The organism is Pseudomonas sp. HMSC065H01 (genome assembly GCF_001815235.1).
GTDB classification, from domain to species: Bacteria; Pseudomonadota; Gammaproteobacteria; order Pseudomonadales; family Pseudomonadaceae; genus Pseudomonas; species Pseudomonas aeruginosa.
Genome location: NZ_KV819863.1, coordinates 1 through 19,193 on the forward strand (window position 1 = coordinate 1; position 19,193 = coordinate 19,193).

The 19,193-nt window shown below is 64.3% G+C and carries 16 protein-coding genes and 3 tRNA genes; 12 read left to right on the forward strand and 7 right to left on the reverse strand.

Annotation, left to right across the window (positions count from 1 at the left end):
- Both HMPREF3014_RS11870 and xerC read left to right on the forward strand, forming a co-directional pair.
- A partial coding sequence (locus tag HMPREF3014_RS11870) for a conjugal transfer nickase/helicase domain-containing protein (RefSeq protein WP_168171850.1) occupies positions 1-303 on the forward strand: 303 nt, incomplete at its 5' end.
- Positions 300-1,580, forward strand: coding sequence for a site-specific integrase (gene xerC / locus HMPREF3014_RS11875; RefSeq protein ID WP_003117094.1), 1,281 nt, complete (start codon positions 300-302; stop codon positions 1,578-1,580). The genes HMPREF3014_RS11870 and xerC, both read left to right, overlap by 4 nt.
- A gap of 364 nt (positions 1,581-1,944) precedes the next feature.
- Here the strand turns inward: xerC and HMPREF3014_RS11880 are convergent.
- The 6 genes from HMPREF3014_RS11880 to rluD form a co-directional block, all read right to left on the reverse strand.
- Positions 1,945-2,020: transfer RNA gene (locus tag HMPREF3014_RS11880), tRNA-Lys, on the reverse strand.
- 10 nt (positions 2,021-2,030) lie between these two features.
- Positions 2,031-2,107: transfer RNA gene (locus HMPREF3014_RS11885), tRNA-Pro, on the reverse strand.
- A gap of 9 nt (positions 2,108-2,116) precedes the next feature.
- A tRNA-Asn gene (locus HMPREF3014_RS11890) sits at positions 2,117-2,192 on the reverse strand.
- Positions 2,193-2,426: 234 nt separating this feature from the next.
- Positions 2,427-4,991: an ATP-dependent chaperone ClpB gene (gene clpB, locus HMPREF3014_RS11895; RefSeq protein ID WP_003094682.1), complete on the reverse strand. Its 2,565-nt coding sequence runs from the start codon at positions 4,989-4,991 to the stop codon at positions 2,427-2,429.
- A gap of 155 nt (positions 4,992-5,146) precedes the next feature.
- On the reverse strand, positions 5,147-5,875 hold the full coding sequence (gene pgeF, locus HMPREF3014_RS11900; RefSeq protein ID WP_003102588.1) for a peptidoglycan editing factor PgeF: 729 nt from the start codon (positions 5,873-5,875) through the stop codon (positions 5,147-5,149).
- Positions 5,872-6,834: a 23S rRNA pseudouridine(1911/1915/1917) synthase RluD gene (rluD, locus tag HMPREF3014_RS11905; protein ID WP_003094686.1), complete on the reverse strand. Its 963-nt coding sequence runs from the start codon at positions 6,832-6,834 to the stop codon at positions 5,872-5,874. The genes pgeF and rluD overlap by 4 nt, the downstream gene beginning before the upstream one ends.
- Positions 6,835-6,979: 145 nt before the next feature.
- Between rluD and HMPREF3014_RS11910 the strand changes: the two genes are divergently transcribed.
- The 4 genes from HMPREF3014_RS11910 (at position 6,980) to pilR (ending at position 11,341) form a co-directional block, all read left to right on the forward strand.
- Entirely contained in the window at positions 6,980-8,005 is a 1,026-nt protein-coding gene (locus HMPREF3014_RS11910) for an outer membrane protein assembly factor BamD (RefSeq protein WP_003102590.1), read from the forward strand.
- A gap of 156 nt (positions 8,006-8,161) precedes the next feature.
- Positions 8,162-8,407 carry a PP0621 family protein gene (locus HMPREF3014_RS11915; protein ID WP_009316269.1) on the forward strand — a complete coding sequence of 82 codons (246 nt, stop codon included), beginning with the start codon at positions 8,162-8,164 and terminating at the stop codon, positions 8,405-8,407.
- Entirely contained in the window at positions 8,397-9,989 is a 1,593-nt protein-coding gene (gene pilS, locus HMPREF3014_RS11920) for a two-component system sensor histidine kinase PilS (RefSeq protein WP_003123394.1), read from the forward strand. The genes HMPREF3014_RS11915 and pilS overlap by 11 nt, the downstream gene beginning before the upstream one ends.
- 14 nt (positions 9,990-10,003) lie before the next feature.
- The gene (gene pilR / locus HMPREF3014_RS11925) at positions 10,004-11,341 is read left to right on the forward strand and encodes a two-component system response regulator PilR (RefSeq protein ID WP_003094694.1); all 1,338 of its coding nucleotides are present in this window, start codon (positions 10,004-10,006) and stop codon (positions 11,339-11,341) included.
- Positions 11,342-11,386: 45 nt separating this feature from the next.
- Here the strand turns inward: pilR and thiO are convergent, their stop codons facing one another.
- Positions 11,387-12,481, reverse strand: coding sequence for a glycine oxidase ThiO (gene thiO, locus HMPREF3014_RS11930; RefSeq protein WP_023087807.1), 1,095 nt, complete (start codon positions 12,479-12,481; stop codon positions 11,387-11,389).
- Between the two features lie 134 nt (positions 12,482-12,615).
- Here thiO and HMPREF3014_RS11935 point away from each other — a divergent pair, with 134 nt between their 5' ends.
- The 6 genes from HMPREF3014_RS11935 (at position 12,616) to pilY1 (ending at position 19,193) form a co-directional block, all read left to right on the forward strand.
- Positions 12,616-13,125, forward strand: coding sequence for a GspH/FimT family pseudopilin (locus HMPREF3014_RS11935; RefSeq protein ID WP_003102595.1), 510 nt, complete (start codon positions 12,616-12,618; stop codon positions 13,123-13,125).
- A gap of 105 nt (positions 13,126-13,230) precedes the next feature.
- Positions 13,231-13,737, forward strand: coding sequence for a GspH/FimT family pseudopilin (locus HMPREF3014_RS11940; RefSeq protein WP_003102598.1), 507 nt, complete (start codon positions 13,231-13,233; stop codon positions 13,735-13,737).
- Complete coding sequence (gene pilV, locus HMPREF3014_RS11945; RefSeq protein ID WP_003119423.1) at positions 13,728-14,285, forward strand: type 4a pilus minor pilin PilV; 558 nt, start codon at positions 13,728-13,730, stop codon at positions 14,283-14,285. The genes HMPREF3014_RS11940 and pilV overlap by 10 nt, the downstream gene beginning before the upstream one ends.
- The gene (gene pilW, locus HMPREF3014_RS11950) at positions 14,282-15,106 is read left to right on the forward strand and encodes a type 4a pilus minor pilin PilW (protein WP_003119422.1); all 825 of its coding nucleotides are present in this window, start codon (positions 14,282-14,284) and stop codon (positions 15,104-15,106) included. Before pilV ends, pilW begins: the two co-directional genes overlap by 4 nt.
- Positions 15,103-15,690: a type 4a pilus minor pilin PilX gene (gene pilX, locus HMPREF3014_RS11955; protein ID WP_003112826.1), complete on the forward strand. Its 588-nt coding sequence runs from the start codon at positions 15,103-15,105 to the stop codon at positions 15,688-15,690. Before pilW ends, pilX begins: the two co-directional genes overlap by 4 nt.
- 11 nt (positions 15,691-15,701) lie before the next feature.
- Complete coding sequence (gene pilY1, locus HMPREF3014_RS11960; RefSeq protein WP_003123397.1) at positions 15,702-19,193, forward strand: type 4a pilus biogenesis protein PilY1; 3,492 nt, start codon at positions 15,702-15,704, stop codon at positions 19,191-19,193.

Here is a 19,193-nt window from a genome sequence, read left to right on the forward strand (position 1 = left end):
GCCATGCTGGTCACGCCAGGAATCTTCAAGCGTTATGTCCAGGAGCATCCAGAGCTCGAAAAGCTGGCCCAGGCCAAGGAGACGACCGGCTGGAAGCTGGTGCAGCGCGCGTTCGAGAAACAAGGGCTTCACCGGAAGACCAGTAAGAGCCTGAACATCTGGACCATCAAAGTCTCAGGCCCTCGTAAAACGAAAGAGCTCAAGGCCTACCTACTCCAGGATCCCAAATTGCTGTTCCCTGAGCAGCCTCTGGACAACCCAAGCCTCACGGTTATCACCGATGCCGAAGGAGGTGTGGAATGACGCCGCAGCAGCTCACCGAGGAGTACATCTTCGCGCACGATCTCCGGGAAGCCAGCGCGAAGATCTACCGCGCCGCGACCAAGGCGCTGCTCAAGCACTTCGGTCCTACGGCAACCGTACATGACGTGGACCACCGGGCTGTCCTGGGTTGGCGGCGCAAGGTACTGGAACAAGGCCTATCGAAGCGGAGCTGGAACACGTACTCGAATCATCTGCGAACGATCTGGGGCTATGCCATCGAGCACGAGCTGGTGACGCACTCCCAAGTCAACCCGTTCAGAAAGACCACCGTCATCCCCCCCAGGCGAGCAAGCAAAACCGTCGCAGCCGAAGCCATCCTGCGCGCCCGCAGTTGGCTCAACATGCAGGTCGGCGCCGAGCGCTGCACCGGCGATCGCGCACGCATCACTCCCGCCTGGTTCTGGCTTTGCACGTTTGAGGTCTTCTACTACACCGGCATCCGGTTGAACGCGCTGCTGTGCATCCGCAAGCGCGACATCGACTGGGATAATCAACTGATCCTCATCCGCGGCGAGACAGAGAAAACTCATAAAGAGTTCGTAGTGCCAATAACGGAGGGGCTTGTGCCTCACCTATCGCGGCTCCTGCAGGAGGCCGATAGAGCCGGATTCGCCGATGACGACCAGTTGTTCAACGTCAACCGGTTCTCACCGCACTACAAGAGCAAGGTGATGAACTCCGACCAGGTCGAAGCCATGTACCGGAAGTTGACCGAGAAGGTTGCGGTGCGGATGACCCCGCACCGTTTCCGGCACACCCTGGCCACCGACTTGATGAAGGCACCCGAGCGGAACATCCACCTCACGAAGTGCCTGCTCAACCACTCGAATATCCAGACCACGATGAGCTACATCGAGGCCGACTACGACCACATGCGTGCCGTGCTGCATGCCAGAAGCCTGGCCCAAGGAGCGCTGGAGAACGTCAGGAAGGTGGATTACAGCGGCTCCCCGCAAGCCTCTGCCAAACCGAAGCCATGCGGGCAACCTCTCGCTCGAATGGGTGAAGCGCCGCCACAGGAGGCTAGGACAGAACCTGCAGAACCAAGGGAGCACACACCAGGGACAGGCATTCAGGGAGATGCAACCGCGTGGGAAGAAGCGCTACCACAGCCACCTGACACCTTCGAGCAAAGAGTGCTGTTCACTCTGATGGCTCAACACCTATCGAACCGTGCCGCCACGGCCTCCGCGGCTTCCACCGCAACAAGCGGATCTGGTGGATGGGGATCTACCGCCCGAAGCAGTCCCGCCTAGCGATACCGATACTGAGGGGCCGGCTACCGGACGAAAGGTAGCTGCGCCTCCCAGCAGATCGCTAGGCCTGTAGGAAACATCTGGAAATACCGAGAGCGCCTGGATTCCAATGCTGGCAGAGCCGCGCCATTTCAAGGCCAACACCGCAGTACCCCCCCCCGTAATCGCTGATTACGTCGGGGGCGCATTGCTACGCCTGCAGAATGGTTTCAGGATCTTAGAAACAGAAAAGCCCACCTAAAAAGGCGGGCTATTCCATATTGACATCACGTCAATGCGGGCCTAATGTTCGGCCCAGACGGCTGCTGGACAAGTAAAAGGTGCAACACCCCTTCCTAGGCCTGTGCAACTCGCCCCTCGAAAATGGTGGGTCGTGTAGGATTCGAACCTACGACCAATTGGTTAAAAGCCAACTGCTCTACCGACTGAGCTAACGACCCAAGTATGAGGTGGTCGGGGTAGAGAGATTCGAACTCCCGACATCCTGCTCCCAAAGCAGGCGCGCTACCGGACTGCGCTATACCCCGATTGGAAGTTGGCTCCGCGACCTGGACTCGAACCAGGGACCCAATGATTAACAGTCATTTGCTCTACCGACTGAGCTATCGCGGAACGTCTTTCTTCCAACCCTGGACGCTTCCGGTGTTGCTGGATTCGCGTCTCAGAGGCGCGCCATTTTACGGATGCGCGCGGGCATGTCAACCCTCTGATCCAAAAAGTTTTTCTTCTTTTTCCACGAGCGGCAAAACGGCCCTTCCACTGCATGCGGCAGCGCTCTCGCTCCTACCGGACGCCCATGAAAAAGCCCCGCCGAAGCGGGGCTTTCCCTGTCCGTCCACGAAGAGGTCAGGCGAAGACGATCTCGTCGCCTTCCACCTTCGCCGAGATACTGGCACCCGGCGCGAATTTGCCGGCCAGGATCAGTTGCGCCAGCGGGTTCTCGATCCAGCGCTGGATGGCCCGCTTCAGCGGGCGTGCGCCATAGACCGGGTCGAAGCCGACGGCGATCAGCTTGTCCAGCGCCTCCTGGCTCAGTTCCAGGCTCAGCTCGCGCTCGGCCAGGCGCTTGCGCAGGCGACCGAGCTGGATCTCGGCGATGCCGGCGATCTGCTCGCGAGCCAGCGGCTCGAATACCACCACTTCGTCGATCCGGTTGATGAATTCCGGACGGAAGTGCGCATTGACCGCGTCCATCACTGCGGCACGTTGCGCCTCGCGGTCGCCGGCCAGCTCCTGGATCTGTGCCGAACCGAGGTTGGAGGTCATCACCACCACGGTGTTGCGGAAGTCCACCGTACGCCCGTGACTGTCGGTCAGGCGTCCGTCCTCGAGCACCTGGAGGAGAATGTTGAATACATCCGGATGGGCCTTCTCCACCTCGTCCAGCAGCACCACCGAGTAAGGCTTGCGGCGGATCGCCTCGGTCAGGTAGCCGCCTTCCTCGAAGCCGACGTAGCCCGGAGGCGCGCCGATCAGGCGGGCCACCGAGTGTTTCTCCATGAACTCGGACATATCGATCCGCACCAGCGCCTCCTCGGTATCGAAGAGGAACTCGGCCAGCGCCTTGCACAACTCGGTCTTGCCCACCCCGGTCGGGCCGAGGAAGAGGAACGAGCCGCTCGGCCGGTTCGGATCGGCGAGGCCGGCGCGCGAACGGCGCACGGCGTTGGACACGGCGACTACCGCCTCGTCCTGGCCGATCACTCGCCGATGCAGCTCCTGCTCCATGCGCAGCAGCTTCTCGCGCTCGCCCTCGAGCATCTTCGACACCGGGATACCGGTCCACTTGGAAACCACTTCGGCGATTTCCTCGTCGGTCACCTTGTTGCGCAGCAACTGGTTCTCGGTCTTGCCGTGCTGGTCGACCATCTGCAGGCTGCGTTCCAGGTCCGGGATGGTCTGGTACTGGATGCGCGCCATGCTCTCGAGGTCGCCCTTGCGCCGCGCCGCCTCCATCTCCTGCTTGGCCTGCTCGATCTTCTGCTGGATCTGCGCCGAGCCCTGCACCTCGGCCTTCTCGGACTTCCAGATCTCCTCGAGGTCGGCGTATTCGCGCTCGAGCTTGACGATATCCTCCTCCAGCTTGGCCAGGCGCTTCCTGGTGGCTTCGTCGTCTTCCTTCTTCAGCGCCTCGCGCTCGATCTTCAGCTGGATCAGGCGACGGTCGAGACGATCCAGTTCCTCCGGCTTGGAGTCGATCTCCATGCGGATGCGGCTGGCGGCCTCGTCGATCAGGTCGATGGCCTTGTCCGGCAGTTGCCGATCGGTGATGTAGCGGTGCGACAGCTTGGCCGCGGCGATGATCGCGCCGTCGGTGATGCTCACCCCGTGGTGCACTTCATAGCGTTCCTTGAGGCCACGGAGGATGGCGATGGTGTCTTCCTCGCTCGGTTCGTCCACCAGCACCTTCTGGAAGCGGCGCTCCAGCGCGGCATCCTTCTCGATGTACTGGCGATACTCGTCGAGGGTAGTAGCACCGACGCAGTGCAGCTCGCCGCGCGCCAGAGCCGGCTTGAGCATGTTGCCGGCGTCCATGGCGCCTTCCGCCTTGCCGGCGCCGACCATGGTGTGCAGTTCGTCGATGAACAGGATGACCCGGCCTTCCTGCTTGCCCAGTTCGTTGAGGACCGCCTTCAGGCGTTCCTCGAACTCGCCGCGGAACTTGGCACCGGCGATCAGCGCCCCCATGTCCAGGGCCAGCAGGCGCTTGTCCTTGAGGCCGTCCGGCACTTCGCCGTTGATGATGCGCTGGGCCAGGCCCTCGACGATGGCGGTCTTGCCGACGCCGGGTTCGCCGATCAGCACCGGGTTGTTCTTGGTCCGCCGCTGCAGGACCTGGATGGTCCGGCGGATCTCGTCGTCGCGACCGATCACCGGGTCGAGCTTGCCTTCCTCGGCGCGCTTGGTCATGTCGACGGTGTACTTGTCCAGCGCCTGGCGCGACTCCTCGACGTTCGGGTCGTTCACCGCTTCGCCGCCACGCAGGTTGGCCACGGCATTCTCCAGCGCCTTGCGCGACACGCCCTGGCCGAGCAGCAGCTTGCCGAGCCTGGTGTTCTCGTCCATCGCGGCCAGCAATACCAGCTCGCTGGAGATGAACTGGTCGCCCTTCTGCTGGGCCAGGCGGTCAGCCTGGTTGAGCAGGCGTGCGAGATCCTGGGACAGGTTCACGTCGCCGGTCGGGCTCTGGATCTTCGGCAGCGCGTCGAGTTCTTTGTTGAGGCCGCTGCGCAGGGCGGCGATATCGAAGCCGACCTGCATCAGCAGGGGCTTGATCGAACCGCCTTGCTGCTCGAGCAGGGCGGAAAGCAGGTGCACCGGCTCGATGGCCGGATGGTCATGGCCAACGGCCAGGGACTGGGCGTCGGAGAGCGCCAGTTGCAGCTTGCTGGTCAAACGGTCTATTCGCATGGGTCGTCCTTCCTTCTATAGAGCGGGCCGGAACGATGGGTGTCCCTGATGAAGAAAAGCCCGCCGAGATGACTCAGTAGATAAGGGCGATTTTCCGCGGTTCAAGCGACCGGACCGTGACATCGGTCAGTTGCCGCCGGATAACCTGCGCGGGCCTAGTCCTGGAGCCAGACCAGGCTGGCAAAACGGCCGGTACGCGACGAGCGGCGGTAGGAATAGAAGCGCGCGGTATCGCTGAAGGTGCAGAAGCCACCGCCATGCACGGCGGTGACGCCATGGGCGCCCAGGCGGATCCGCGCGAGTCGGTAGATGTCGGCCATGAAGCGGCCCGGATTGGCGCTAGGTACGAAAGCCGAGCGCGCCTCGGCGTGCGCAGCGACGAATGCATCGCGGACCTCGCCGCCGACCTCGAAGGCCTGCGGGCCGATCGCCGGCCCCAGCCAGACCAGCAGTTCGTCGCCGGGCACGCCCAGGCTGTCCACCGTCGCCTCCAGCACGCCCGCCGCCAGCCCGCGCCAGCCGGCATGGGCCGCCGCCACGCGGGTGCCCGAGCGGTCGCAGAACAACGCCGGCAGGCAGTCGGCGGTCATGATCGTACAGGCGACGCCCGGCATCGCGCTCCAGCTGGCGTCGGCCCTGAGCACCCGGCTCGGGTCGGCCTCCACCACCGTCACTCCGTGCACCTGGTCCAACCAGCTCGGCCGGCATTCCAGACGCTCGGTCAGGCGTCGGCGGTTTTCTTCCACGGCGCGCGGATCGTCGTCGACGTGGGCGCCAAGGTTCAGACTGTCGAAGGGTGCCTGGCTGACCCCGCCACTGCGCGTGGTCACGCAGGCCCGCACACGGGCCGGCGCCGGCCAGTCGGGGGTCAGCCAGGCGTTCATCCGACGAACGCCTCGCGATCCTGGCGCAACAGGCTGAGCAGCCAGAGGAAGTCTTCCGGCAGCGGCGACTCCCACTTCATGCGCACGCCGGTGGCCGGGTGATCCAGTTCGAGGAAGCGCGCGTGCAGCGCCTGCCGGGGGAACTCGCGAAGAGTCTGGACCAGGGTCTGGCTGGCCACCGGGGGAATCCTGAAGCGCCCACCGTAGACCGGATCGCCGACCAGGGGATAGCCGATATGGCTCATGTGCACGCGGATCTGGTGGGTACGCCCGGTCTCCAGCTTGACCCGGGTATGGGTGTGCGCACGGAAGCGTTCCAGCACGCGGTAATGGCTGACCGCCACCTTGCCGGCGTCGACCACCGCCATCTTCTGCCGCTGCACGCCATGCCGTCCGATCGGCGCATCGATGGTGCCACCGGAGGTGATCACGCCGATCACGATCGCCTCGTAGATGCGGCTGACCGACCGTGCCTGCAGTTGCGCCACCAGCTTGGTGTGGGCCTCCAGCGTCTTGGCCACCACCATCAGGCCGGTCGTGTCCTTGTCCAGGCGGTGGACGATCCCGGCGCGCGGCACATTGGCGATGTCCGGGACATGGTAGAGCAAGGCATTCAGCAGGGTGCCGTCCTGATGGCCGGCAGCCGGATGGACCACCAGGCCGGCGGGCTTGTCGATCACCAGGATGTGCTCGTCCTCGTAGACGATTTCCAGCTCGATGTCCTGTGCGAGCCACTCGCCCTGGGCTTCCTGCTCGGCCTCCAGGACGAGTTGCGCGCCGCTGTGGACGATGTCGCGCGGGCGCAGCACGGCGCCGTCGACGGTCAGGCGTCCGTCCTTGATCCAGCCGGCCAGACGGGAGCGGGAGTGTTCGGGAAAAAGCTGGGCGGCGATCTGGTCGAGACGCTGGCCACCCAGCTCGAACGGCACCTCGGCCGCGCGTTGAATCATATCGGACATGAGTAGGAGACGATGCTCAGCGCGGCTTTTGGAATCGGCTACGCGCTGTGGTTAAATACGGGGTCTTTGTCCCAGGGGGTGCCTGGGGCGCCAATCATAACAGACGGTTGAGGCCAAGCCGACCGTCCCAGGGACGCAAGCCGCCATGCAAGTGAAACACCTGCTGCTGATCGCCATCCTCGCCCTCACCGCAGCCTGCTCCTCGAACAAGGAGACTGTCGACGAGAACCTGAGCGAGAGCCAGCTGTACCAGCAGGCGCAGGACGACCTCAACAACAAGAGCTACAACAGCGCCGTCACCAAGCTGAAAGCCCTCGAATCGCGCTATCCCTTCGGCCGCTACGCCGAGCAGGCCCAGCTCGAGCTGATCTACGCCAACTACAAGAACATGGAGCCCGAAGCCGCCCGCGCCGCCGCCGAACGCTTCATCCGCCTGCATCCGCAGCACCCCAACGTCGACTACGCCTACTACCTCAAGGGCCTGTCCTCCTTCGACCAGGACCGCGGCCTGCTGGCGCGCTTCCTGCCGCTGGACATGACCAAGCGCGACCCGGGCGCCGCCCGCGACTCCTTCAACGAGTTCGCCCAGCTCACCAGCCGCTTCCCCAACAGCCGCTACGCCCCGGACGCCAAGGCGCGCATGGTGTACCTGCGCAACCTGCTGGCGGCCTACGAAGTGCACGTCGGCCACTACTACCTGAAGCGCCAGGCCTATGTCGCCGCCGCCAACCGCGGTCGCTACGTGGTAGAGAACTTCCAGGAAACCCCGGCCGTCGGCGATGGCCTGGCGATCATGGTCGAAGCCTACCGTCGCCTGGGTCTCGACGACCTGGCCAGCACCAGCCTGGAAACCCTCAAGCTCAACTATCCGGATAACGCCAGCCTCAAGGATGGCGAGTTCGTCGCCCGCGAAAGCGAGGCCGACACCCGCTCCTGGCTGGCCAAGGCCACCCTGGGCCTGATCGAAGGCGGCGAGCCGCCGCCGCACATGGAAACCCAGGCCGCCAAGGACGTGATCAAGCAGTACGAGGATGCCGAGCGGGAGATTCCCGCCGAACTGAAGCCGGAAAACCAGGATCACAGCGCCGACGACGAGAAGCCGGAGAGCGATGACGACGAAGACTCCGGCCGCTCCTGGTGGAGCTACATGACCTTCGGTCTCTTCGACTGATCGCACGAAACACCGAAGGGAGGCGCAGGCCTCCCTTCTTTTTGCCCGCCGCCATGCCTCTCCCAGCGCCAAACGCCGCACAGCCTGGACCTTCCCGGCTGGGATCGAGCCGGCGGCTTGGCTAAACTGCAGCTTTCTCCAGCCTCCGAGATCACCATGGGCCTTTTCCGCCTCCTGTTCTGGATCGCCCTGATCGCCATCGCGTTCTGGCTCTGGCGTCGCTTTACCCGTCCCACTCCGCGCCAGCAGCAACGTCCGCAGGACGAGCCGAGCGCATCGCCGATGGTCCGCTGCGCCCATTGCGGCGTCCACGTGCCGCAGACCAACGCCCTCGCCCACGAACAACGCTGGTATTGCAGCCAGGCGCACCTGCGCCAGGACCAGGGCGACCGTGCGCGCTGAACGGCTACGGCTGAGCGAGGAGCAGGGGCAACGCATCCTCCGTCTGTACCACCTGTACCGCCTGACCATCGGCCTGGTACTGGTCCTGCTGATCTCCAGCGAACTGGAAGATCAGGTCCTCAAGCTCGTCCACCCTGAACTGTTCCATGTCGGCAGTTGGTGCTACCTGGTCTTCAACATCCTGGTCGCGCTGTTCCTGCCGCCGTCGCGGCAATTGCTGCCGATCTTCATCCTCGCGCTCACCGACGTGCTGATGCTTTGCGGCCTGTTCTACGCAGGTGGCGGCGTGCCCAGCGGCATCGGCAGCCTGCTGGTGGTGGCGGTCGCCATTGCCAACATCCTGCTGCGCGGGCGCATCGGCCTGGTCATCGCGGCGGCGGCCAGCCTCGGCCTGCTCTACCTGACCTTCTTCCTCAGCCTGAGCAGTCCGGACGCCACCAACCACTACGTCCAGGCCGGCGGCCTCGGCACCCTGTGCTTCGCCGCCGCGCTGGTGATCCAGGCTCTGGTGCGGCGCCAGGAGCAGACCGAAACGCTGGCCGAAGAACGCGCCGAGACGGTCGCCAACCTGGAGGAACTCAACGCATTGATCCTGCAGCGCATGCGCACCGGCATCCTCGTGGTCGATAGCCGTCAGGCCATCCTCCTCGCCAACCAGGCCGCCCTCGGCCTGCTCAGGCAGGACGACGTGCAGGGCGCCAGCCTGGGCCGCCACAGCCCGATGCTGATGCACTGCATGAAGCAATGGCGCCTGAATCCCAGCCTCCGTCCGCCGACGCTCAAGGTGGTGCCGGATGGCCCGACGGTGCAACCCAGCTTTATCAGCCTCAACCGCGAAGACGACCAGCACGTGCTGATCTTCCTCGAAGACATTTCGCAGATCGCCCAGCAGGCGCAGCAGATGAAGCTGGCCGGTCTCGGCCGCCTGACCGCCGGCATCGCCCATGAGATCCGCAACCCGCTGGGCGCGATCAGCCACGCCGCCCAACTGCTGCAGGAGTCAGAGGAACTGGATGCCCCGGACCGACGCCTGACGCAGATCATCCAGGACCAGTCGAAGCGGATGAACCTGGTCATCGAGAACGTCCTGCAGCTCTCCCGTCGCCGCCAGGCCGAACCGCAGCAGCTCGACCTGAAGGAGTGGCTTCAGCGGTTCGTCGACGAATACCCCGGCAGGCTGCGCAACGACAGCCAACTGCACCTGCAGCTCGGTGCCGGCGACATCCAGACCCGCATGGACCCACATCAGTTGAACCAGGTGCTGAGCAACCTGGTGCAGAACGGTCTTCGCTACAGCGCCCAGGCGCACGGGCGCGGCCAGGTCTGGCTGAGCCTCGCGCGCGACCCGGAGAGCGACCTGCCGGTGCTGGAAATCATCGACGACGGTCCCGGCGTACCGGCGGACAAACTGAACAACCTGTTCGAACCCTTCTTTACTACAGAAAGCAAAGGCACCGGCCTGGGCCTCTATCTCTCCCGCGAGCTCTGCGAGAGCAACCAGGCACGGATCGACTACCGCAATCGCGAGGAAGGCGGCGGCTGCTTCCGCATCACCTTCGCCCACCCGCGCAAACTCAGCTGACGGAAGCCGCACGCATGAGCCGACAAAAAGCCCTGATCGTCGACGATGAACCGGATATCCGCGAACTGCTGGAAATCACTCTCGGCCGCATGAAGCTGGACACCCGCAGCGCCCGCAACGTCAAGGAAGCCCGCGAGTTGCTGGCCCGCGAGCCGTTCGACCTGTGCCTCACCGACATGCGCCTGCCGGACGGCAGCGGCCTCGATCTGGTCCAGTACATCCAGCAGCGCCATCCACAGACCCCGGTGGCCATGATCACCGCGTACGGCAGCCTGGACACCGCGATCCAGGCGCTCAAGGCCGGTGCCTTCGACTTCCTCACCAAACCGGTCGACCTCGGTCGCTTGCGGGAGCTGGTGGCAACCGCCCTGCGCTTGCGCAACCCGGAAGCCGAGGAAGCGCCGGTGGACAACCGCCTGCTCGGCGAGTCGCCGCCGATGCGCGCCCTGCGCAACCAGATCGGCAAGCTGGCGCGCAGCCAGGCGCCGGTCTACATCAGTGGCGAGTCCGGTAGCGGCAAGGAGCTGGTGGCGCGCCTGATCCACGAGCAGGGGCCACGTATCGAGCGGCCGTTCGTGCCGGTGAACTGCGGCGCGATTCCCTCCGAACTGATGGAAAGCGAGTTCTTCGGCCACAAGAAAGGCAGCTTCACTGGCGCTATCGAAGACAAGCAGGGCCTGTTCCAGGCCGCCAGCGGCGGCACTCTGTTCCTCGACGAAGTCGCCGACCTGCCGATGGCCATGCAGGTCAAACTGCTCCGGGCGATCCAGGAAAAGGCCGTGCGCGCGGTCGGCGGCCAGCAGGAGGTCGCCGTCGACGTGCGCATCCTCTGCGCCACCCACAAGGACCTCGCCGCCGAAGTCGGCGCCGGGCGCTTCCGCCAGGACCTCTACTACCGCCTCAACGTCATCGAGCTGCGCGTACCGCCGCTGCGCGAACGCCGCGAGGACATCCCGCTGCTCGCCGAACGCATCCTCAAGCGCCTGGCCGGCGACACCGGCCTGCCGGCCGCCAGGCTGACCGGCGACGCACAGGAAAAGCTGAAGAACTACCGCTTCCCGGGCAACGTCCGCGAGCTGGAAAACATGCTGGAGCGCGCCTATACCCTGTGCGAAGACGACCAGATCCAGCCTCACGACCTGCGCCTGGCCGATGCGCCGGGTGCCAGCCAGGAAGGCGCCGCGAGCCTGAGCGAAATCGACAACCTCGAGGACTACCTGGAAGACATCGAGCGCAAGCTGATCATGCAGGCACTCGAGGAGACCCGCTGGAACCGCACCGCCGCGGCCCAGCGCCTGGGCCTGACGTTCCGCTCGATGCGCTACCGCCTGAAAAAGCTGGGCATCGACTGAAAGTGAAAAGGCCTGTCCGAAGACAGGCCTTTTGGTTTTCGCTCCTCAGAGGCGACCAGCCGGGGCGTAGGGGACCGGGTCGATGATCGGTTCCCGCCCGCTCATGAGATCCGCCAGCAGACGGCACGACGCCGGTGCCAGGACCAGCCCGTTGCGGTAGTGCCCGGTATTCAGCCAGAGCCCGTCGAAGCCAGGCACCGGACCGATATAGGGGATGCCTTCGGGAGAGCCCGGGCGCAACCCTGCCCAGTGGGCCACCGGCTGCATGTCCGCCAGTTCCGGCAACAGTTCTGCCGCAGACGCCCTGAGGCTTTCCAGCGCCTCGTCGGTCGGCGTCTTGTCGAAGCCCGAATGTTCCAAGGTGCTGCCGATCAGGATGTGGCCGTCGCGCCGCGGAATCGCGTAGCGCCCCTTGGCCAGCACCATGCGCGGCAGGAAATCCGCCGCGCACTTGTAGAGGATCATCTGCCCTTTCACCGGTACCACGGGCAGTTCCAGGCCAAGCGGCTTCAACAACTCGCCGCTCCAGGCGCCCGCCGCCAGCAGCACCTTGTCGCCACGGATCTCGCCACGCGAGGTCGCCACGCCGAGCACTCGATCGCCGTCGCGCAACCAGCCGCGCACCTCCGTCTGCTCATGCAGTTCGAGATTGGCGAATTGTTGCAGGGATGCCCGCAATGAGCGCGCCAGGCGAGGATTGCGCACATTGGCCACGCCCGACATGTAGACCGCCCGCTGGAAGCCGGCGCCCAGCCCGGGCACCGCCGCGTAGGCCTCCTCGATCGGCACTTCCTTCAACGGCCGGGTGTGCTTGCGTGCCCACTGCAGTGCCTCGGTCTGGTCGTCCAGGTCCAGCCAGTACAGGCCAACGGTATGGACCTCGGGATCGAGCCCGGTCTCGTCGAGCAAACGTTGCCCCAGGGCCGGGTAGAAGTCCTGCGACCAGTGCGCCAGGGCGGTCACCGCCGGGCTGTAGCGCCACGGATAGAGCGGCGAGACGATCCCGCCTCCCGCCCAGGATGCCTCACGCCCACTCTCGCCCCGCTCCATCAGGGTCACCCGCAGTCCGGCGAGCGCCAGCTCCCGGGCGGTCAACAGGCCGATGACGCCAGCGCCCACTACCACAACTCTTTCCGACACCAGGGCCTCCACGATCACACAGGGGTTGCAGAAAAGTCGGTCATACGCCTCATCCCGCAGCTGATTGAGGCAACGGGGAAAATCCGGCGAGATACGACCGTCGCGGAATGATACGAGCAAAAGGACCGCCTGCCATGGTCGAAAGGTCGCAGAGAGCGTTGACGCTCACCGAGCTGCTGTTTGCGCTGGTTCTGCTGGGAATACTGGGAAGCCTGGCGCTGCCCGGGATGGCAGCCTGGCTGGACGGCAATCGCGAGCGAAGTGTGTTGCACGAGCTGAGCGCGAGCATCCAGCTGGGCAGAACCCATGCCGTCGCCTACCAGCGCCCGGTGACGCTCTGTCCGTCGACCGATGGCCGTCACTGCGGCAGCGACTGGGGAGAGGGCTGGCTGCTTGCGGAAGACGGTGGGGAACGGCTTCTCGTGGGACGCGCGCTTGCAAAGAAGGAAAGGCTCCGCTGGAACCGTTCGAACCGCCTCAGGTTCCTCCCCAGCGGCCAGCTCAACATTCACAACGGGCGGTTTCTGCTCTGCGGAAGGCATACCGTTGCCTGGCAACTGATCCTCAACCGGCAGGGCCGGCTCCGTACCGCGAGCGCCAGGGAGAACCGGGAGAAACGTGAGCTATGCAGCACTTCCGGATGATCATGGACCAGTTGTCCTGCCCCACGGGCCGACCGTCAACGACCGCAAGACGCTCCCAGGCCCGTTTGGCATGCTTTCCAGGCGTAGACCCCCTGGAGCAACCGCATGTCATATCGTTCCAACTCGACCGGCTTCACCCTGATCGAGTTGCTGATCATCGTCGTCCTGCTGGCCATCATGGCGAGCTTCGCCATTCCGAACTTCAAGCAGCTGACAGAACGCAACGAACTGCAGAGCGCCGCCGAGGAACTCAATGCGATGCTGCAGTACGCTCGCAGCGAAGCCGTGTCCCAGAGGCGCGCGATCAGCATCCAGGCGCTGAAGGACAAGGACTGGGGCAAGGGCCTGAGCATAGGTGTCCTGGCCTCCGGCTCGATCGCCGCGCCCCTGCGCAAACACGACGGCTTCCGTGCCGCCACGCTGACAGCGAAGGAAAAGAGCGCCGTGGAACATCTGACCTTCACGGCCAACGGTACCCTCGTACCGCCAACGGAACGAACCTTCGCCATCTGCCAGAACGGCAAGACCGACGGGGGCCGCGTGCTGAGCATCAGCCAGGCCGGCCGGATCCAACTCGAACCTTCCTCCAAGGCGCCCCAGTCATGCTATTGAAATCGCGACACAGGTCGCTGCACCAATCCGGCTTCAGCATGATCGAAGTGCTGGTCGCCCTGCTGCTGATCAGCATCGGCGTGCTGGGCATGATCGCCATGCAGGGCAAGACCATCCAGTACACCGCCGACTCGGTCGAGCGCAACAAGGCAGCCATGCTCGGCAGCAACCTGCTGGAAAGCATGCGGGCGAGCCCGAAGGCGCTGTACGACGTCAAGGACCAGATGGCCACGCAATCCGACTTCTTCAAGGCCAAGGGGTCGGCGTTCCCCACCGCGCCGTCCTCCTGCACGCCATTGCCCGACGCGATCAAGGACCGCCTGGGATGCTGGGCGGAACAGGTGAAGAACGAACTGCCAGGCGCTGGCGACCTGCTGAAGAGCGACTACTACATCTGCCGCAGCTCAAAGCCGGGCGACTGCGACGGCAAGGGCTCCATGCTGGAAATCCGCCTTGCCTGGCGCGGCAAGCAAGGCGCCTGCGTCAACGCCGCCGACAGCAGCGCCGACACCTCCCTCTGCTACTACACCCTCAGGGTCGAGCCATGAGCATGAACAACCGCTCCCGACGGCAATCGGGCCTGTCCATGATCGAACTACTGGTGGCCCTCGCCATCAGCAGCTTCCTGATTCTCGGGATTACCCAGATCTACCTGGACAACAAGCGCAACTACCTGTTCCAGCAAGGCCAGGCAGGCAACCAGGAAAACGGACGCTTCGCCATGATGTTCCTGGACCAGCAACTGGCCAAGGTGGGTTTCCGTAGGCGTGCGGACGACCCCAACGAGTTTGCCTTCCCGGCGCAGCAGAAAACCGCCTATTGCGAGGCATTCAAAGCCGGCTCGACCCTGGTGCCCGCCGTGGTCAAGGCCGGCCAGAGCGGATTCTGCTACCGCTATCAACCGGCGCCAGGCGAAGCCTACGACTGCGAAGGCAACTCGATCACCACCCCTAGCGATCCCTTCGCTACCGCCCAGGCCATCACCGCACGCGTTCTGTTCGTTCCCGCGACCGCCGATGTCCCCGGCAGCCTCGCCTGCTCCGCGCAGACAATCAAGGAAAAAGGCCAGGAGATCGTCAGCGGCCTGGTCGACTTCAAGCTCGAGTACGGCGTCGGCCCGACCATGGCCGGCAAACGCGAGGTGGAAAGCTTCGTCGAACAGGCCAACATCGCCGACCGTCCGGTGCGTGCCCTGCGCTACTCCGCGCTGATGGCCAGCGACAAGAACCTGCGCCAGGGCGACAGCAAGACCCTGGACGATTGGATCACGCTCTACCCCTCGTCCAAGACCAGCCTGCAAGGCAACGACAAGGACCGCCTCTACCAGATCGCCAAGGGCAGCCAGACACTCAGGAATCTCGTGCCATGAACAACTTCCCTGCACAACAGCGCGGCGCCACGCTGGTCATCGCCCTGGCGATCCTGGTGATCGTCACCCTGCTGGCGGTCTCGAGCATGCGCGAAGTGGTACTGGAAAGCCGCATCACCGGCAACGTCATCGAACAGACTCGCTTGCAGAACGCCGCCGAGTCCGGACTCCGCGAAGGCGAGCGGCGCTTCGTCAACACCCTGCGTCCGCCGGAGCCCGGCACCGGTTGTACGGCCGACAACGTGGCCCGCCCCTGCCTGCTGGACCTCGCCGCGCTGAACCTGAAGCTGGCGGACACCCACCAGAATCCGGTCGGCGTGCTGAAGGGCATCGCCAATACCTGGATGAGTTACCGCGGCAGCGACATCAGCAGCGCGACCACCGCGGGCACGCTCTACAGCGTGCAGTGGAACAACCTGCCCATTCCCTCGGGCGGCCAGGTCAACGAAGCGGAAAGCCCCGAATACGGCAACCTGATGCGCGGCATCGGCACCTTCTACTACGAGACAAATAGCGTCGCGCGCAACCAGACCAACAGCGAAACCGTCCTGCAGACCGTTCTCGCCCGTCTCTATACCAACTGATCGAGCCTCGCATGAAATCGGTACTCCACCAGATCGGCAAGACCTCGCTGGCAGCCGCGCTCAGCGGCGCCGTCCTGCTCTCCGCCCAGACCACCCACGCCGCCGCCCTGTCGGTCAGCCAGCAGCCGCTGATGCTGATCCAGGGCGTCGCCCCGAACATGCTGGTGACTCTCGACGACTCGGGCAGTATGGCTTATGCCTATGCACCGGATAGCCTGGTCAACAGCCGCAACAACGTCTATTTCGCGTCGAACAGCTACAACCCGATGTACTTCGACCCGAATACCCAGTACAAGCTGCCGAAAAAGGTGACCCTTTCCAATGGCCAGATCCAGGTGCAGGACTATTCCAAGCCCAGCTTCACCGCGGCATGGCGCAACGGTTTCACTCAGGAAGGCCGGGTAAACCTTTCCCGTGACTACAGGCCAACGGTGCAGTACCAGGGCGGATCGGGAGCAGGCACCGAGTCCAGCATCGACTGGTACGGGGCTCCTGCCTTCTACTACCAATACAGCGGGGGCCGCGGTTGCAGCCTCACCACTTCGAGTTGCTACACCCGTGTGGAAATCAGCGGCGCGGCCCAGCAGCAGAACTTCGCCAACTGGTACTCCTTCTATCGTACCCGCGCCCTGGCCACCCAGACCGCCGCTAACCTGGCGTTCTACAGCCTGCCTGAAAACGCCCGGATCAGTTGGCAACTACTGAACAGTTCCTCGTGCCTGATCGGCAGTGGCTCCAGTAACTGTTACAACAACTACCTGAGAGACTTCACCGGGCAACATCGGGTGAACTTCTTCAACTGGCTGGAGAACCTGTCGGTCGGAGGTGGTACTCCGCTGCGTCAGGCCATGACTCGAGCAGGGGAGTTTCTCAAGAAGACCGGCGTCAACGGCCCCTATGCCTATCGACCTGGTACCCAGACCTCGCCGGAATACAGCTGCCGTGGCAGCTATCACATTCTGATGACCGATGGTCTTTGGAACAACGACTCGGCCAGCGTAGGCAATGCCGACAGCACGAGTCGTAGCCTCCCCGATGGCAAGAGCTACAGCAGCCAGACGCCTTACAGGGATGCTGCGTCCAATACCCTGGCCGACCAGGCCTTCCATTACTGGGCCACCGATGCCCGGCCGGATATCGACGACAATATCAAGCCGTACATTCCCTACCCGGACCAGGCCAATCCCTCGGCGGAGTACTGGAATCCGCGCAACGATCCGGCGACCTGGCAGCACATGGTGACCTATACCCTGGGCCTGGGCCTGACCACCAGCCTCACCAGCCCGAAGTGGGAGGGTTCCACCTACTCCGGCGGCTATGACGAAATCGCCGCCGGGCGCCTCAGCTGGCCGAACGCTTCGAATAACCATAGCAACAACGTCTATGACCTGTGGCACGCCGCAGTGAACTCCCGGGGCGAGTTCTTCAGCGCCGACTCGCCGGACCAACTGGTCGCGGCCTTCCAGGACATCCTCAACCGAATTTCGGGCAAGGACCTGCCGGCATCCCGCCCCGCCATCAGCTCGTCCCTGCAGGAAGACGACACTGGCGACAAGCTGACCCGCTTCGCCTACCAGACCAGCTTCGCCAGCGACAAGAACTGGGCTGGCGACCTGACCCGCTACAGCCTGACCACCCAGGACAAGGCCACCGTGCAGACCAAGCTGTGGAGCGCGCAGAGTATCCTCGACGCGATGCCCAACGGTGGAGCTGGCCGCAAGATCATGATGGCCGGATCCGGTACCTCGGGCCTCAAGGAGTTCACCTGGGGCAGCCTCAGCGCCGACCAGCAGCGGCAGTTGAACCGCGATCCGGACCGCAACGATGTCGCCGACACCAAGGGCCAGGACCGAGTGGCCTTCCTGCGTGGCGATCGCAGCAAGGAGAACAGCGACAACTTCCGCACCCGCAACTCGATCCTCGGCGATATCATCAACTCCTCGCCGGCGACGGTCGGCAAGGCCCAGTACCTGACCTACCTGGCCCAGCCGATCGAGCCCAGCGGCAACTACTCCACGTTCGCAGAAGCACAGAAAACCCGTGCCCCGCGGGTATACGTCGGCGCCAACGACGGCATGCTGCACGGTTTCGATACCGACGGTAACGAGACCTTCGCCTTCATCCCAAGCGCGGTCTTCGAGAAGCTCCACAAGTTGACCGCCCGCGGCTACCAGGGCGGCGCCCACCAGTTCTACGTCGACGGCTCGCCGGTGGTCGCCGACGCCTTCTTCGGCGGCGCCTGGCATACCGTGCTGATCGGCAGCCTGCGCGCCGGCGGCAAGGGTCTGTTCGCCCTCGACGTGACCGACCCCGCCAACATCAAGCTGCTCTGGGAAATCGGCGTGGACCAGGAGCCCGACCTTGGCTACAGCTTCCCCAAACCCACGGTCGCCCGGCTGCACAACGGCAAGTGGGCCGTGGTCACCGGAAACGGTTATTCCAGCCTGAACGACAAGGCCGCGCTGCTGATCATCGACCTGGAGACCGGGGCCATCACCCGCAAACTGGAAGTCACCGGCAGGACCGGCGTACCCAACGGTCTATCCAGCCCTCGCCTGGCAGACAACAACAGCGACGGCGTAGCCGACTACGCCTACGCCGGCGACCTGCAAGGCAACCTCTGGCGCTTCGACCTGATCGCCGGCAAGGTCAACCAGGACGATCCGTTCAGCCGAGCCAACGACGGCCCGGCGGTGGCCTCGAGCTTCAGGGTGTCTTTCGGTGGCCAGCCGCTCTATTCGGCGGTCGACTCCGCCGGCGCGGCGCAAGCGATCACCGCCGCGCCCTCACTGGTTCGCCATCCGACACGCAAGGGCTACATCGTGATCTTCGGTACCGGCAAGTATTTCGAGAACGCCGACGCCCGGGCCGATACCAGCCGCGCCCAGACGCTCTACGGCATCTGGGACCAGCAAACCAAGGGCGAAGCCGCGGGCAGCACACCCCGACTGACGCGCGGCAACCTGCAGCAGCAGACCCTGGACCTCCAGGCCGACTCGACCTTTGCCTCGACCGCTCGCACCATTCGCATCGCCAGTCAGAACCCGGTCAACTGGCTGAACAATGACGGCAGCACCAAGCAGTCCGGCTGGTATCTGGACTTCATGGTCAACGGCACCCTGAAGGGCGAGATGCTGATCGAGGACATGATCGCCATCGGCCAGGTGGTGCTGCTGCAAACCATCACCCCGAACGATGACCCCTGTGCCGACGGCGCCAGCAACTGGACCTATGGCCTCGATCCCTATACCGGCGGTCGCACCAGCTTCACCGTGTTCGACCTGGCACGCCAGGGCGTCGTGGACTCGAAATCCGACTACAGCTACAACAAGCAGAACGTCGCGGTATCCGGTACCGAGCAGAAAGGCCTGGGAGGCTTGACGCTGAGCACCAACGAACAGGGCAATCCGGAAGTCTGCTCCTCGGGCGAATGCCTGACCGTGAACCCCGGTCCGAACACCCGTGGCCGCCAGAACTGGCGCCCCATCGAAGGAAAGAACTGA